Below are 16,674 nucleotides of genomic sequence, written 5' to 3'. Positions count from 1 at the left end.
CTCAAAAAACATAACTACAATTATGTAATGAGAAAAATTACCCAAATCTGCTCTTTGCAGTTGGTAAATTCCAAATTTAAACAGTTCTTTGTGTTTTGAATTTTATGAGTTTAGTACGTTTAAATATAAAAGGTATTTCTTACAGCCAAACCCAAAATGGCGCCTATGCCTTAATTCTTAACGAAGTAGATGGTGATCGCAAACTGCCAATAGTAATTGGGGCTTTTGAAGCACAATCTATTGCCATAGCATTAGAAAAAGAAATTAGACCTCCACGTCCATTAACTCACGACTTGTTCAAAAATTTCGCTGACCGTTTTGATATCGTAGTAAAGCAGGTTATAATTCACAAACTAGTTGATGGTGTATTCTATTCTAGTCTCATTTGCGAAAGAGATCAGATTGAGGAAATTATCGATGCTAGAACGAGTGATGCTATAGCTTTAGCCTTACGTTTTCAAGCACCAATTTTTACATACAAAAATATTCTTGACAAAGCTGGTATTTATTTGAAAGTAAATCCTAAGAAAGAAGATGAAGAACAAGAAGATAGTATTCTTGTTGATGACCTAATCGCTGAAGAAATTGAATCTGCTACGGCTGGACAAGAAAACTACGCCAATAAAACCTTAGAAGAGTTACATCAACTCTTAGATGAAGCCGTCAATAACGAAGATTACGAAATGGCAGCTAAAATAAGAGACGAAATTTCTAAGCGTTAAATATATCCTTATTTATGAACACTTTTTTCAAAGCCTTAATTGCTATTTATATTGTATTTAATTCGAATTCAATTACGGCTCAGGAACTTGAAAAAGTATGGCAATTCAGTTCAATTGAAGGAAATAGCACATTACCGATAGATGACTCTGATGTTTTAAAACTTAAAAACGGAGACTTTGATTATAAACTAAACGCAAAAAAACTTAAAGCTTCTGGTCATTACATTTATCAGAACAACCTTCTTGTTTTCTATTACAATAAGCCAACAGATACAATAAGAAAATATAAAGTCAGAGAATTAACAGACTCAACCTTAGTATTCACCGAGACATCTACAACCTATAAATTTAAAGCCTTTAAGTCAAAAAAAGAGGATAGAGCTGTAACTGAAGTTTCGAGTAAAACAAATGGAAATGACATCATACCTAGTCAAGGCTTTTCATTTACGAGTTTATGGCGAGGTGTTTTAGGAATGGTTACACTTGTATTTTTAGCATTCCTTTTTAGCAGCAATAGAAGAGCTATAAACTGGAAAACCGTTGGAATTGGTTTAGCTTTTCAACTTGTTATAGCCATTGGTGTTCTTAAAGTAGAAATTATTAAAACTGCTTTCGAAACTATTGGAAAAGTTTTTATTAAGGTATTAGATTTTACAAAAGCTGGAAGTCAATTTTTGTTTGAAGGATTAGTTGTTGATATGGACACCTTCGGATTTATTTTCGCTTTTCAAGTATTACCAACCATTCTTTTCTTCTCAGCACTTACATCTGTATTATTTTACTTAGGAATTATTCAAAAGGTTGTACAGGCATTTGGTTGGCTATTATCTAAACTCTTAAAAATATCTGGTGCTGAAAGTTTAAGTGTTGCCGGTAATATTTTTCTTGGACAGACTGAAGCTCCGTTGCTCATTAAAGCCTACTTAGAAAAAATGACTAAGTCAGAAATACTGCTAGTAATGATTGGTGGTATGGCAACTGTAGCAGGCGCTGTACTTGCGGCATATATCGGGTTTTTAGGTGGAGATGATGCTGAATTGCGTTTAGTATATGCTAAGCATTTATTGGCAGCATCTGTAATGGCTGCGCCTGGTGCCATTGTAATTTCTAAGATTTTATTTCCACAAACTGAAGAAATAAATACAGATGTTTCTGTGTCTCAAGAAAAAATTGGTTCTAATATATTAGATGCCATTGCAAATGGTACTACTGAAGGATTAAGACTTGCAGTTAACGTTGGTGCCATGTTATTAGTATTTGTAGCGTTCATAGCCATGATTAATTATATACTAACATTGGCCGGTAGTGTTACTGGAATTAATACCTGGATAGCCGCGCACTCACCTTATGAATCTTTGTCACTAGAAGCCATTTTGGGAACTGTGTTTGCGCCTTTAATGTGGTTGATTGGTGTAGCCAAGGAAGATATGATGATGATGGGTCAATTATTGGGTATTAAATTGGCTGCTAGTGAGTTTATAGGATACATACAGCTTGCTGATTTAAAAAATACTGCTAATGCCACGCATCTGACCTATGAAAAATCAATCATCATGGCAACATATATGCTATGCGGATTTGCAAATTTTGCCTCTATAGGTATCCAAATTGGCGGTATTGGTTCTTTAGCACCAGGTCAAAGAAAGCAATTGTCTATCTTCGGCATGAAAGCCTTAATAGGTGGTACAATAGCCTCTTTAATTTCAGCTACTATAGCAGGAATGATTATCGGATAACGACTTCCTGCGAAAGCTGGAATTTCGTTAAGTCAGTTAATAACTTTTAATATTATATAAAGCTTCAATATTAAATCAATTGTAGCTTTTTTTTATTTTCGTTTTCTGTCATACTGAAATGTCATACTGAGCCTGTCGAAGTATTTTTTCAGTATCCCATCGAATTTTAGTTTAATTAAAGAGATTCCTGCTTTCGCAGGAAGTGAAGCATGAAACAATATCACGATTTAGTAAAATACGTTTTAGAAAACGGCAACGAAAAAGGAGATAGAACAGGTACAGGTACAAAAAGTGTTTTTGGGTATCAGATGCGTTTTGACTTGAACGAAGGATTTCCTATGGTGACTACAAAAAAACTGCACCTTAAATCAATTATTTATGAATTGCTTTGGTTCTTAAAAGGTGACACTAATATTAACTATCTCACTGAAAATGGTGTACGCATATGGAATGAATGGGCTGATGAAAACGGTGATTTAGGACCAGTTTATGGACACCAATGGCGTAACTGGAATAGCGAAGATATTGACCAAATAAAAGAAGTGATTCATACATTGAAGAACAATCCAAATAGCAGACGTATGCTTGTATCTGCTTGGAATCCTTCTGTAATGCCAGACACTGCAAAGTCCTTTTCTGATAATGTTTCTAATGGTAAAGCTGCTTTACCACCATGTCATGCATTTTTTCAGTTTTATGTAGCAGACGGTAAATTATCCTGCCAACTCTATCAGCGCAGTGCAGATATCTTTTTAGGTGTACCATTTAATATTGCTTCTTACGCATTATTTACGATGATGATGGCTCAAGTTTGTGGATATCAACCTGGTGAATTTATACATACGTTTGGTGATGCACATATCTATAACAACCATATGGAGCAATTAGAACTTCAAATGTCAAGAGATATTAGACCATTGCCAAAAATGATTCTCAATCCTGAGGTAAAAGATATTCTAGATTTTAAGTTTGAAGATTTTACGCTTGTAGATTACAATCCACATCCACATATTAAAGGTGTCGTTGCCGTTTAACGAATGAAAAATATTTTCTTATTCCTTTTTGTTCTAATTGGATGCAGTTTCGTTTTTGGACAGGAAAACGACAGTTTAAGTGTAGACCATGAAAACATTAAATTTCCTGTTTATAAAGGTTGTGAAAAGAAATCTTCTAACGAAGACATAAAAAAGTGCACCATTAAAAAGATTCAGAATTTTATTGTAGTAAGTTATGATACTGCCATTGCTGAAGTTGCCTTACCACAAGATAAAACCACACAATTTCAACTAGATTTTATTATAAATAAGAAAGGTAAAGTAGAACAAGTTAATGCAAAAGCACATCATCGAGCCATTGCTATAGAGGCAATAAAGGTAGCTAAACGCATTCCAAAATTTAGAATACCGGGAACACTAAATGGTGAAGCTATTGATGTACCAATAAGTCTTTTAATGACGATTTACTTCAATGAACACTAAATAAAAGAGCGTCTTGATTACTCAAGACGCTTTTTTGTAAGTTTAAGTTTGGGTAGTATATTATAAGTTTAACACACCATTTTCTGCTGCTGCAAAATCATTCCATGCGTAAGCATCAGCTTGGTCATCATTGATGTAAGCGCCATCAACAACATATCTAAACTCATAAGATTTATCACTTTCTAAATCAACGGTAGCTTTAAAAGTACCATTCTTTAATTTTTTTAATTCTGTAGCTTCAGTATTCCACTCGTTAAAGCTTCCAACCACAGACACATTTTTTGCCTCCTCTGCAGGAACTGAAAATGTTACCTTACAAACTGGCTTACTTTTTAAATACTGTTTTTTAATTGCCATAATTTTTTAGTTTAATTAAAGTCCAAAAGTATAAAAGAATTTTCCATAATCTTAGCATTAAACCTCTTGACATGAAAGAATTATCATTTTAATAAAATTGATATTACTTTTTAGTAAACTCAATATTTTTTTTGCAGTTAAATTGTGAGATATTCAACGGTAAAATACAGTGTTTATCGCTGATTATCAACTACATCGTTTGCGAAAATCAATTCAAAAACATGCAAATCTCAACGATATCGTTTTAGTAAAAAAGAAGTATCTTTAACTTATAAAACCACTTATATGTTTGGAAAGAAAAAGCAAGTTCCTACAATAGATAAAGACCAATTAGAACTTATAGAAAATGCTCAAAAAAGAATTCGACAAAAGAAGCGTTTATACATTCATTTTGTCATTTTCTTAATTGGTGCCGTGTTCTTAATAATTGCAAACACAGTACTAGGAATTGGTAAGGACATTACACTTTTAGGAAAAGAATGGTTTTTATATGCCATATTAATATGGTTATTCTTGTTCGCCTATCATTTCTTTAATGTTTTTATTACCAACAAATTTATGGGTAAAGATTGGGAAAAAAAGCAATTAGATAAACTGGTTGGTCAACAACAGCAGAGAATAGAAAAGCTTAAATCCAAATTGCTAAAAGAGGAAACTAAAATTGCACAATCCCAAGCATATAATGAAGCTAAAGCATTAGAATCTAATAAAACTAAGAGAACCTCTAACCTATTAACTATTATTGTTGCCGCTGGTGAAGATAATGCTATAGGAAAAGACAATGATCTCATCTGGCATCTTAGTAACGACCTTAAACGTTTTAAAAAACTAACATCTGGGCATCATATCATCATGGGAAGAAAAACTTTTGAAAGTTTCCCTAAACCTTTACCAAATAGAACTCACATTGTTATTACAAGACAAAGTGATTATAAAGCGCCTGATGGTGTAATCATCGTTAATAATCTTGAAGACGCCATTGACGCAGCAAGATCTGATGAGCAACCGTTTATAATTGGAGGTGGTGAAATCTATAAGCAATCTTTAACCATTGCGGATAAACTTGAGATCACAAGAGTACACGCAACATTTGAAGATGCAGACACCTTTTTTCCAGAAATTAACGAATCTCAATGGAAGGAAATCTCTAGAACAACACATGATGCTGACGAAAATCATAAATATGCATTTTCGTTTATTACCTATGAGAGAAGATAAATATTCCTATTTTTGCAGCACTAATTTTAAAAAATTATGAAAGCATACGTATTTCCAGGTCAAGGTGCACAATTCTCAGGAATGGGCTTAGACTTATATGAAAATTCACCATTAGCACAAGAACTATTTGAACAAGCTAATGATATTCTTGGTTTTTCTATTACAGATATCATGTTTGAAGGTTCAGCTGAAGACCTAAAACAAACTAAAGTTACGCAACCAGCTATTTTCTTACACTCTGTTATTCTAGCTAAAACTTTAGGAGAAGATTTTAAACCAGATATGGTTGCAGGTCATTCTTTAGGAGAGTTTTCAGCATTAGTAGCAGCCGGTGCATTAACGTTTGAAGATGGTTTAAAACTGGTATCTCAACGTGCTCAAGCCATGCAAAAAGCCTGTGAATTACAGCCTAGTACTATGGCTGCTGTTTTGGGATTAGAAGATGAAGTTGTTGAGAATGTATGCGAAGAAACTGAAGGTGTTGTTGTTGCAGCCAACTACAATTGCCCAGGTCAATTAGTAATCTCAGGTGAAATTGATGCTATCAACAAAGCTTGTGAAACTTTAAAAGAAGCTGGCGCAAGACGTGCTTTGGTATTGCCCGTTGGTGGTGCATTTCACTCACCTATGATGGAACCTGCTAGAGAAGAACTTGCTGCTGCGATCGAAAACACAACGTTTAGTAAACCTAATTGCCCAATCTATCAAAATGTGACTGCTTCTGCCATTACTGACGAAAACGAAATTAAAGCTAACCTAATTTCACAGTTAACGGCTCCTGTAAGATGGACACAATCCGTTCAGCAAATGATTGCTGATGGCGCTACTCATTTCACAGAAGTTGGACCAGGAAAAGTACTTCAAGGTTTAGTGAAGAAAATTAATAGACAAGCAGAAACTGCTTCTGCTACTTTTAACACTAACGCCTAATTCTCTTGTTTTGAATAGAAATGTCTTTATAGTAATTCTGATTATTTTCAATATCGCAATTGATCAAATCACTAAAGTGATTGTGAGAGCTAACATTGAACTTAGAGAGGTCAAAGAAATAATCGGTGATAAGTTTATACTTACCAACGTCTACAACGAAGGAGCTTTTTTAGGTATGGGAAGCGATATGAATCAAACTCTAAAAACCATATTCTTAGCGATACTTCCAGTTTTGGTATTGGGTTATGTGATTTATTACATAATAAAAAATAGAGATTTAGATCGCTTAAGTTTAATTGCTTTTTGTTGCATTATTGGAGGTGGAATTGCCAATGTATTTGATAGAATAGTATTCGGAAAAGTAACAGATTTCTTCTTTATAGATTTAGGAGGAATATTTAAGACAGGAATCTTTAACGTTGCAGACATGTCTGTAACAGCAGGAATGATTATGCTACTTTTTAGTAGTTTTTTCAATAAAAAGAAACAAGTAGATACTGAATAAATCGGTATCTACTTGTCAAAATCTTTATTAGTAAAAGTCTCTAGCTTCTAACCTTTTGCTCCCATTTCCAAGCAGAAGCCATAGCATCATCTAAAGTAAGTTCTGTTTTCCAACCTAGTACATCATTTGCATACGACGTTTCTGCGTATGCTGCGGTGACATCACCTTCTCTTCGGTCTACAATTTTATAGTTTAATTTTTCTCCTGATACTTTTTCAAACGAATTAATCACTTCTAAAACTGAACTCCCTGTTCCTGTACCAAGATTAAATATTTCATAGTTTGAAGCATTCTTCTTACCAATTAGACGTTGTAATGCAACAACATGTGCCTTAGCTAAATCTACTACATGGATATAATCTCTTATACATGTACCATCTGGTGTTGGATAATCACCTCCAAATACCGACAGTTGCTCCCTGAGACCAATAGCTGTTTGCGTTATATATGGCACCAAATTTTGCGGAACACCAATTGGCAATTCACCAATTTCAGCTGTTGGATGCGCACCAATAGGATTAAAATAACGTAACGCTATAGTATTCAATTTCTCGTTGACTTTACAGGTATCTCTAATAATCTCTTCACCTACTTGTTTCGTGTTTCCATACGGAGATTCTGCTGCTTGAACAGGTGCATTTTCAGTAATTGGTAATTCTTCAGCTTGTCCGTAAACAGTACAAGATGAACTAAAGATAAAATTTTGATGCTCTAGCTTGGTAATCTGTTGCAACATATATACCAATGTACCTATATTATTTTCATAATACATTAACGGATTATTGACACTTTCACCAACAGCTTTATTGGCTGCAAAGTGTATAACACCAGCGATATCCTTATGCTTCTCAAAAAAATTAATCACATCTTGTTTTTCTTTAAGATCTAATTTCTCAAATACAGGTTTTTTACCTGTGATTGCCTCAATACCATCTAATACATTTATTGAGGAATTACTTAAATCGTCAATAATAACGACTTGAAATCCTTCATTTTGTAATTCAACGACTGTATGAGATCCTATAAACCCAAGACCTCCTGTAACTAATATTTTCATATGCTTAATTATTATCTATAAAATTAATAACTGTGCTAGTTATATGCGCTATTTGCTCATCATCTAATTCCGTATGCATAGGAAGGGAAATAACAGATTTCACTAATGCATTAGTGACTTCAAAATCTGCTTCATTATAACGGTCATCTTCGTATGCCTTTTGCTTGTGAAGTGGTATTGGATAGTAAACCCCACATGGAATATTTTTTTCCTGTAAATGCGCTACTAGAGCATCTCTATCTACATCAATAAGATTTAAGGTATACTGATGAAACACATGACAATCACATGTATCACAAATACCGTCGCAAGATCTTCTTCCACTAGGAGTTACAATCTTTGGATGATTTTTGAAAGCTTCTGTATATTTTCGTGCAGCATTTCTTCTTGCATTATTATAATCATCTAAATGTGGAAGTTTCGCATCCAAAACTGCCGCTTGTATAGAATCTAATCTAGAATTTACACCAACCACGTCGTGATGGTAGCGCTTATACATGCCATGATTCACAATACCTCTTATAGTATGTGCCAAATCATCATCGTTAGTAAAGATGGCTCCACCATCACCATAACATCCTAAATTCTTTGACGGGAAAAATGATGTTGATGCCACATGACCTATAACACCGGTTTTAGTTTTAGAACCATCACCATGTGTATAACTAGCACCTATTCCTTGTGCATTATCTTCAATAACGTAAAGATTATGTTTCTCTGCCAAAGCCATAATTTCATCCATATTCGCCGCCAAGCCAAATAAATGTACTGGTACAATAGCCTTAGTTTTTGGCGTAATTGCCTTTTCTATTGCAGCTACATCTATATTAAAAGTTACAGGGTCTACATCCACCAAAACAGGTGTTAATTGAAGTAATGCAATAACTTCAACCGTAGCGGCAAAAGTAAAATCTGCCGTGATGACTTCCTCACCAGGTTTAAGACCTAATCCCATCATGGCTATCTGCAAAGCGTCTGTACCATTAGCACAAGGAATAACGTGTTTAACGTTTAAGTAATCTTCTAAGTTTTTTTGAAATTGATGAACTTTTGGTCCATTTATAAATGCGGCACTCTCTAATATTTCTTGGATCGAAGGATCTACAACATCTTTTATTTTTGTGTATTGACTTACCAAGTCAACCATTTGAATTTTTTTCATTATTTAGCTTTTATTAATGAAGTCTTTAAAGCATTGAGTTATAGCTAAAGTACAAAATTGTAATTCTATCCCAATGCATTTAATTGAAAGAAATGTATTTTAGCATAAATCTAAATTATTGAGACTACTCTACTCCATAGGAATTGCTTTTGCAGGAATTATAATTAAGATTATTGCCTTATTTAATTCTAAGTTAAAATTGGGTGTTCTTGGTAGAAAGGAGACTTTTAGAAAGCTAAAAAACTCTATTAATCAAGAAGATAAGACCTTTTGGTTTCATTGCGCATCATTAGGTGAATATGAGCAAGGCTTACCAGTTTTTGAAGCACTAAAGGCAAAATACCCTAACTATAAAGTAGTTATTTCCTTCTTTTCGCCATCTGGTTATGAAATAAGAAAGAACACTAAAATTGCCGATTTGGTAGTGTATTTACCATTAGATACTAAAAATAACGCAAAGCGTTTTTTAGACATCGTTAATCCAGATTTCATTGTTTTTGTAAAGTATGAAATTTGGCCTAATTTTCTATTTGAAATTAAAAAACGAAATCTTAATGCAATTCTGATTTCTGCAGTATTTAGGGAAAAACATAGCTTCTTTAAATGGTATGGTAAGTTTATGAGACTAGCTCTCTTTGCCTTCAATCATATTTTTGTTCAAGATGAATCATCTAAATCTTTACTTGAGTCTATAGATTATAACAATGTGACTTTATCTGGAGATACCAGGTTTGATAGAGTTACCAATCAGTTGAGTATTGACAATGCTGTACCTTTTATTGAATCCTTTAAAAACAATAAAACCTGCGTTGTTTTTGGAAGTACTTGGCCAGATGACGACGAACTTTTTTTAGATTATATTAATAGTTGTAAAAATGATGATGTAAAGTATATTATTGCACCTCATAATATTAAGCCGAGCTATGCAGAAAACATAAAATCTTCACTAAAAGTAAATACTTTAAGATTTTCTGAAATGAAAGACGAAGAGTTATCCAAATACAAAGTATTTATTTTAGACACAATCGGATATCTTAGTAAAGTATATAGCTATGCTGATATCGTTTATATAGGTGGTGCAGCAGGTACTACAGGTCTTCATAACATCTTAGAACCAGCTGTTTTCGGTGTGCCAATCATTATTGGTAAAAACTATAGTAAATTCCCTGAAGCCCTTAAACTGATCTCTTTAAATGGAGTCACTACTGTAAAAAATAAAATCGAATTCTCAGAAAAGCTTGAAGACCTTATAAAGCATCCTGAAAAAATTCAACTTCAAGGTGATATTAATAAAAATTTTGTAGCTGATAATAAAGGTGCTGTCGGCAAAGTATTGAATTACATTAAACTATAACAGACAGTCCTTATAAGTTGAATTAGAAAAGTACTGTAATTGCGAGACACATTTATTACGAACTTTTAGAAGACTCGCCTAGTTTCAATTCGCTGGGTACAACTATGGTTTGCAATTGGTGTTCTTCGGCCTTTAAACTATCTACTAATAGCTTAACAGACATTGCACCAATCTCGTGGGCTTTTTGATGAATTATAGAAATCTTTGGACTTGACAATAAATGCGTATGTTCATATCCAAAACCTATAACGGATAAATCCTCAGGTATGCTTCTCTTCAAATTCTTAGCCATATTTATTGCAATAATTCCTGTAATATGATCAATTGATAATACGGCATCGATTGATGGATCATCCTCTAAACATTTATAGACAGCTTCCTCAACATTTTCAATGCTACCCAGTTTCAGTACATTAGATTTTAAAGCATTGTCGGCAATAGCTTTTTCATAACCACTAATTCTGAGTTTACCAACACTTAACTCTTCAATATTACTTACTAGCAGAATATTCTTTCGCCCTTCTTGTTTTATTAAATACTCTGTAGCATCATAAACGGATTGAAAGTCATCCACAACCACTTTATCACACTCTATCTCGTTAACCACACGATCGAACATTAAAACTGGTACTCTGCTATCAATAACAGATTGTATATGCTCAGAATATTCTTCTAACTGACTTTCTCTTGCTACTGCCATAATAAACCCATCAACACTTCCATTAGACAATAACTCAAGACTTCTTCTTTCCTTAAGTAACGTTTCGTCAGATAAGCAGACAATAATATCATAATCTAAGTCTGTTGCTTTCGTCTCAATACCGTGAAGAACTTCTGCAAAAAATGGGTTGGTTACTGTTGGAAGGATAACACCGAGTGTCTTTGTTTGATTCGTCTTTAACTGTTGTGCTATTCGGTTTGGTTTATAATTGAGTTTTGCCGCTAATTCATTAACTCTTCGTTTAGTGTTCTCACTAATCTCATGACTATCGTTTAATGCCTTAGAAACGGTAGAAACCGAAATGTTTAATAATTTGGCAAGTTCTTTTAATGTTGTCATAAGCTCTTATTTTGAAATCTGACCGATCGCTTCCTCTACAGTTGAAACAGGAAGCTTACATGTTCCATTTACACAAACATATATTAAAGTTTCATCTTCAATATACTTATTTTTTAACAACTGTAAGTTACATTAATATTCTAAAAAAATTACATTTGATGTACATCTTTTATGTATCATTAATAGCAGCAAAACATTTATTTATATAAAGCTAGAATTTAAAATTTACATGAAAAAAACAATAACAGCTATGCACTTACTTTCAAGAATTAAGTAACCTTAATTATAACATATTCTGAATCGTTCCTTTATATTTTTAAATGTCAAAAAAGGATTTTAATTTAAAGCATGAAGTATACTAAAAGACAATTATTGAAAATAAAATTTTAAGTTTTAAAATTAATTTATAATTTCATACTTCATTATAAACCACTAAACAACATACTTTTATGAATAAAAAACTACCTTTTTTAATGTCTCTCATTCTATCGAGCGTGCTATTTATTGAGGCTCAAGAAACTATTAATCTATCGGACTATGACGGTTCAGCAATCAATGTAACAGCAACATCTACTGTAAATGATGAGATTACTATAGTATTTGAAGATACTGATATTGTAAATAACTTTTACACTGAATTTCAAGATCAAATATACATGTATGGCGGACTAGATACATCTAATGGCGGATTTCAAGGCGCACCCGATTTTAATGATCTTACTTCACAACCAGTATTAAACCTAACTGATGGTGATAATGGCACTCAGCCTAACACATATAGTATTACCATTAATTTAGCTAATCATTATACGGGTGTACCTGATGGTACTACTATTTTTGGCTTTAATTTGCTTTTTCAAAATCAATTCGGTGGTGGCGGAAATAATCAAACAGTAGATTTATATATTGATCTTACCGATGCTACAAAAAGTTCTACCTTAGGTAATTCTTTATTCAGCAACACTAATAATGTCAATATGAAATTTATTGACAATAAATTATTTCTTGAAAATTTTGAAAGTGGAAAAATCTCAATTCAGATTTACGATACTATAGGTAAAAAAATTTATGATAATAAAGCTTTAAAAATTCAAAATTCATATTCTACTGAAATTAATCTGAATTATAAAGGTATAATCCTCATTGCGGTCGAAGTGAACGGTAAAAGAAAGACCTTAAAGGCATATAATTAAGTATTCGTAGAATACTTCAAGACTAACTAAATTGACTTCAATTACTGATAAAATATTGAATTAATAACTCAATTTAAAGCCAACTCAATTATTCACCATCTTAGTAATTGAGTTGGTTTGTTATTATGTACATGAATCACTTAGAAATTTGACTCAATGCTTCATCTAAAACAGAAACTGGAAGTTTACATGTCCCGTTGACACAGACATATATTAAAGTCTGATCTTCTATGTACTTGTTTTTAAGTAATGGTAATTTGCTTTCTTTTATAGAACTAGAAATTAGAATATTTGGCAAATAATATGCATTTAATTTCTTTAACATACCTTGAGCTTCATCACCGATTATAGCTACCTCATAGTAAGGATTTGAACGATTTAAATACAATGTCAACCAATTAGTATAACCGGAAGGTGTCTTTAACATATCTCCACTCAAATTGTTCAGCATTTGATTACTCATCTGTATATATTTCTTTTCTGAATAATAATGTCCTAGTTTAAATAGAACAACTGCCATAATAGAATTTGAAGATGGAATTACATTATCAAATACTTCAGTTTTCCTTGCTATTAAATTTGTTTCACTGTTTGAAGTGTAGTAAAACATCCCATTGCCCTCATTTACAAAATGCTCCACGGTATAATCAAGTAGATTTTTAGAAACTGTAAGCCACTTTTCATCTAAAGTAACTTGATAAAGCTTTATGTATGCTGATATTACGTGTGCGTAGTCCTCTAAAAAACCATTTATGCTACTTTTATCATCTTTATAGTTATGGTTTAAACCACCATCTTCTCTTAATTGATTTTCTATTATAAAATGTGCATTCTTTATAGCCTTATTTAAATAGTCCTGATTCCCAAAAGCTTTATGAGCATCGATATAAGCGGATAGCATTATAGCATTCCATGATGTCAATGCTTTATCATCTTTTCGAGGTAACTCACGCTGATTTCTATAATCTTTCAGTATTCTTTTCCATTTTTTAACCTTAAAATTTAAATCCTCAAGAGGAATATTTTTCTCTCTAGAAAATTCTTCATCTGATTTGGTTTTATAAAGTACGTAAGTGTCATTTTCCCATTTTCCAACCGCATTTACATTATAATAAGACTGAAAAAGTTCAAAATCATTTTTTAAGGCTGCTTTTAATTCTTCTCTTGACCAAACATAAAAAGCTCCTTCTTCCATCTCACCTTTATCATTTTTACTATCTGCATCTATGGCAGAATAGAATGATCCGTTTTCGGCAGTAAGTTCATCTTCAACAAATTTTAAAGTTTCCTCAACTATTGTTTTATAGTTTTCATCTTGACTTACTTGAAAAGCCTTAGAATATAAACTTACAAGTTGAGCATTATCATAAAGCATTTTCTCGAAATGTGGAATATGCCATTTTTCATCAACCGAATATCTTGAAAATCCACCACCAATATGATCATATATCCCACCATTTGCCATTTTATCTAATGATTTCAATACATAACCTTGTAATGTTTTATTGTCATTATGGTGACTGTAACGCAATAGTAAATTTAGTTGGCTAGGCATTGGAAATTTAGGATAACCCAAGCTTCCACCAAACTTATAATCTAATGATTTCTCTAATACTGAAATAGATCTAGAAATACTATCGAAATGAAAGGGAACATGATTTTTGTTTACTGTTATAAGGTTGGAGTTTTTAATTCCTTCTGTAAGCTGCTCTGCATAAGAAATAACCTTATCAGGGTTTGATTTAAATAAATTAGACATATCCTCAAGGATTTTTGTCCATTGCTTTTTTGTAAAATAAGTTCCTCCAAAAACTGGTCTTCCGTCAGGTAGTGCAATACAGTTAAGCGGCCAACCACCACTACCAGTCATAAGTTGAACGGCATTCATATAAATTTGATCTACGTCTGGTCGTTCTTCTCTGTCTATTTTAATATTAATAAAGTTATCATTCATTAGCTTTGCTACTGAATCGTTTTCAAAACTTTCTTCCTCCATGACATGACACCAATGACAAGCTGAATATCCAACAGAAATTATCATCAATTTATTTTGTTGCTTAGCTAATTTCAGTGTTTCCGTATTCCAAGCCTTCCAATTAACCGGATTATAGGCATGCTGTAACAAATAAGGACTTGTTTCATTAATTAAATCATTAGCCTCGTCGTTTGCATTGGTAAACACAGCTTTGTTTGTTTCATCACCACAACTGTTTAACCACAACCCTAAAATTATCAAGATCAATGCTTGCTTAATCATAAAATTATCTTTCTGTAAATTTAGTTTATTTAAATAAAAAGAGCGTGTTATATACACGCTCTTTAGTATCAAATAATAAGTATGGGATTATTATCTGCTATTAATTTTATTCTTTCACAAGCTTAACAGTTTGAGAACCATTAACGCCCTCTACTCTTGCAAAATAGATCCCTGATTTCAAGGATAACGTACTTATTCTAGCCTCTGAGTTATTTGGAGTTAAACTAGCAACTTGCTTCCCTAATATATCGTAAACGTTGATGCTGCTAATTTCACTAGAACTTGAAATAGTCCAATCGCTTGAAGTTGGATTTGGGAATACTCTTAATTCTGCTGCTTCAAATTCATCAGTACTCAATACTGTATTTTTATGTAAATACAAATTATCCCACCATACATTATTCATAGATGTTGTAAATACAAACTGTACTATGTCATCTCTATCTAACAAACCACCAACTAATGGGTTTATCGGCATAGCAGTCAGGTCAATATCAACCGATACCCAAGTCCCTGTTGCTAAACCTGGTGTTGTTCCATTATTTACATTAAACTCTAAAGCAGAAACTTCTCCACTCGTTCCGCCCCATTGAGAAAACTTCATATTTAAAACATCTGTTGTTACATCTGGATCGTCGGTGTAGAAATCTATATGAAAATGTGTAAATGTAGAGGCATCTACAGTTCTACTGCTTTGCCAATCTATTCCATCACATGATGCACCTGTGAGTAATTGTGTTGCGTTTCCATCAATCATAACCTCAGTTGTTGTTCCAGGACACCAAGGCGTATCATAGGTATCAACACCAATATCTGTATAAGCATCACTATAAATAGAGATTACATCTGCGGCAGGTCTCGCAGGTGGTGTTGGTGCCGCAGTTGTAGGCGCAACAGCGCAGGGAGGACAACTGGAGCCACCACAATCTATACCTGTTTCATCTTGATTCTGAATTCCATCATTACATGTTTCGGCAGGTGCTGCTGCAACAGCCGTAATATTATCAACTACAATAGTTTCCATGGCTGAAACACCAGGTGTTCCATAAGGCGAATAACATCCAGTAGTACATGTACCACCTAAATTATTCCATAATGGATAGAAAATAATATTTTGATATGTTCCATTTGCTGCAGCAGTATTATCTCTCGTCGCAGAAAAGTCAAAGCTCAAGGTCTCCCAACCGCTTCCAGTATGAGAGGCATCAGTTGCTGAATCAGCACCTGTACCACCACCACCGGCAACTACTTTCGCTAATATATCCGTTGCAGTAGTGGAATAAACATCTATTTGTACTGTAGTATTTGAAGATAAATCCATTAAATCACCTTGAAGAATTAATTCCGCTCCTTGCCAGGCATTTCCACTAGCATTGGTAATAATTTCTAGCGCATTCGCACTTGTGTTTACCGCATTCATTGTGTCCGGATTCGATATCACATTTATTTGACCACCGCCGTTATCATCGAAAAATTGTGTTGATGGTGCTGATCCCTCCAAGTCTTCTAAAACAACTTGAGAGTACCCTAACATGCTAAGAAAGCTCATTAACAAAAAAGTAATTTTTTTCATATTTATTTAGTTAATTATTATTTAAGTTATCAAGAAAGTGAATTTTTTAGAATTTACTACTATAAAACACCT

At 33.2% G+C, this 16,674-nt stretch carries 15 protein-coding genes; 9 read left to right on the top strand and 6 right to left on the bottom strand.

The genetic code is table 11. The features are described 5' to 3' along the window. The first annotated feature begins 104 nt into the window (after nt 1-104). The 4 genes from HRU50_RS12845 (at nt 105) to HRU50_RS12830 (ending at nt 3,936) form a co-directional block, all read left to right on the top strand. The gene (locus tag HRU50_RS12845) at nt 105-722 is read left to right on the top strand and encodes a bifunctional nuclease family protein (protein ID WP_296351496.1); all 618 of its coding nucleotides are present in this window, start codon (nt 105-107) and stop codon (nt 720-722) included. A gap of 14 nt (nt 723-736) precedes the next feature. Continuing rightward, nucleotides 737-2,458 carry a nucleoside transporter C-terminal domain-containing protein gene (locus HRU50_RS12840; protein WP_296351495.1) on the top strand — a complete coding sequence of 574 codons (1,722 nt, stop codon included), beginning with the start codon at nt 737-739 and terminating at the stop codon, nt 2,456-2,458. Nucleotides 2,459-2,667: 209 nt separating this feature from the next. Beyond that, nucleotides 2,668-3,492, top strand: a complete 825-nt coding sequence (locus tag HRU50_RS12835) for a thymidylate synthase (protein ID WP_296351494.1) — start codon at nt 2,668-2,670, stop codon at nt 3,490-3,492. A 3-nt stretch (nt 3,493-3,495) separates the two neighbouring features. Beyond that, nucleotides 3,496-3,936 (top strand): hypothetical protein, encoded by a 441-nt coding sequence (locus HRU50_RS12830; RefSeq protein ID WP_296351493.1) that lies wholly within the window; start codon nt 3,496-3,498, stop codon nt 3,934-3,936. A gap of 60 nt (nt 3,937-3,996) precedes the next feature. Here the strand turns inward: HRU50_RS12830 and HRU50_RS12825 are convergent, their stop codons facing one another. Beyond that, the gene (locus HRU50_RS12825) at nt 3,997-4,293 is read right to left on the bottom strand and encodes an isoamylase early set domain-containing protein (protein ID WP_296351492.1); all 297 of its coding nucleotides are present in this window, start codon (nt 4,291-4,293) and stop codon (nt 3,997-3,999) included. 285 nt (nt 4,294-4,578) lie between these two features. Here HRU50_RS12825 and HRU50_RS12820 point away from each other — a divergent pair, with 285 nt between their 5' ends. Genes HRU50_RS12820 through lspA form a run of 3 tightly spaced genes read left to right on the top strand, consistent with a single transcriptional unit; the run spans nt 4,579 to nt 6,946 of the window. Next, a complete protein-coding gene (locus HRU50_RS12820) occupies nt 4,579-5,511 on the top strand; it encodes a dihydrofolate reductase (protein WP_296351491.1) in 933 nt (310 codons plus the stop codon). Nucleotides 5,512-5,547: 36 nt separating this feature from the next. After that, nucleotides 5,548-6,441, top strand: a complete 894-nt coding sequence (gene fabD / locus HRU50_RS12815) for an ACP S-malonyltransferase (protein WP_296351490.1) — start codon at nt 5,548-5,550, stop codon at nt 6,439-6,441. 10 nt (nt 6,442-6,451) lie between these two features. Continuing rightward, a complete protein-coding gene (lspA, locus tag HRU50_RS12810) occupies nt 6,452-6,946 on the top strand; it encodes a signal peptidase II (protein ID WP_296351489.1) in 495 nt (164 codons plus the stop codon). 40 nt (nt 6,947-6,986) lie between these two features. Here the strand turns inward: lspA and galE are convergent, their stop codons facing one another. Continuing rightward, nucleotides 6,987-8,003, bottom strand: a complete 1,017-nt coding sequence (gene galE, locus HRU50_RS12805; protein ID WP_296351488.1) for a UDP-glucose 4-epimerase GalE — start codon at nt 8,001-8,003, stop codon at nt 6,987-6,989. A gap of 4 nt (nt 8,004-8,007) precedes the next feature. Beyond that, a complete protein-coding gene (locus HRU50_RS12800; protein ID WP_296351487.1) occupies nt 8,008-9,165 on the bottom strand; it encodes a DegT/DnrJ/EryC1/StrS aminotransferase family protein in 1,158 nt (385 codons plus the stop codon). A 118-nt stretch (nt 9,166-9,283) separates the two neighbouring features. Between HRU50_RS12800 and HRU50_RS12795 the strand changes: the two genes are divergently transcribed. Next, a complete protein-coding gene (locus HRU50_RS12795) occupies nt 9,284-10,519 on the top strand; it encodes a glycosyltransferase N-terminal domain-containing protein (protein WP_296351486.1) in 1,236 nt (411 codons plus the stop codon). A gap of 55 nt (nt 10,520-10,574) precedes the next feature. On the opposite strand, the gene HRU50_RS12790 is transcribed toward HRU50_RS12795, so the two are convergent. Beyond that, entirely contained in the window at nt 10,575-11,579 is a 1,005-nt protein-coding gene (locus HRU50_RS12790; RefSeq protein WP_296351485.1) for a LacI family DNA-binding transcriptional regulator, read from the bottom strand. A gap of 449 nt (nt 11,580-12,028) precedes the next feature. On the opposite strand from HRU50_RS12790, the gene HRU50_RS12785 reads away from it, so the two are divergent. Further along, nucleotides 12,029-12,772, top strand: a complete 744-nt coding sequence (locus tag HRU50_RS12785; protein ID WP_296351484.1) for a hypothetical protein — start codon at nt 12,029-12,031, stop codon at nt 12,770-12,772. 136 nt (nt 12,773-12,908) lie between these two features. Here the strand turns inward: HRU50_RS12785 and HRU50_RS12780 are convergent, their stop codons facing one another. Both HRU50_RS12780 and HRU50_RS12775 read right to left on the bottom strand, forming a co-directional pair. Further along, nucleotides 12,909-15,029: a thioredoxin domain-containing protein gene (locus HRU50_RS12780; RefSeq protein ID WP_296351483.1), complete on the bottom strand. Its 2,121-nt coding sequence runs from the start codon at nt 15,027-15,029 to the stop codon at nt 12,909-12,911. A gap of 106 nt (nt 15,030-15,135) precedes the next feature. Next, nucleotides 15,136-16,602 (bottom strand): T9SS type A sorting domain-containing protein, encoded by a 1,467-nt coding sequence (locus tag HRU50_RS12775; protein WP_296351482.1) that lies wholly within the window; start codon nt 16,600-16,602, stop codon nt 15,136-15,138. Nucleotides 16,603-16,674: the final 72 nt, after the last annotated feature.

Source organism: Winogradskyella sp. (genome assembly GCF_013213835.1).
Taxonomy (GTDB): Bacteria; Bacteroidota; Bacteroidia; order Flavobacteriales; family Flavobacteriaceae; genus Winogradskyella.
This window is presented reverse-complemented; position numbering and strand designations above follow the sequence as displayed.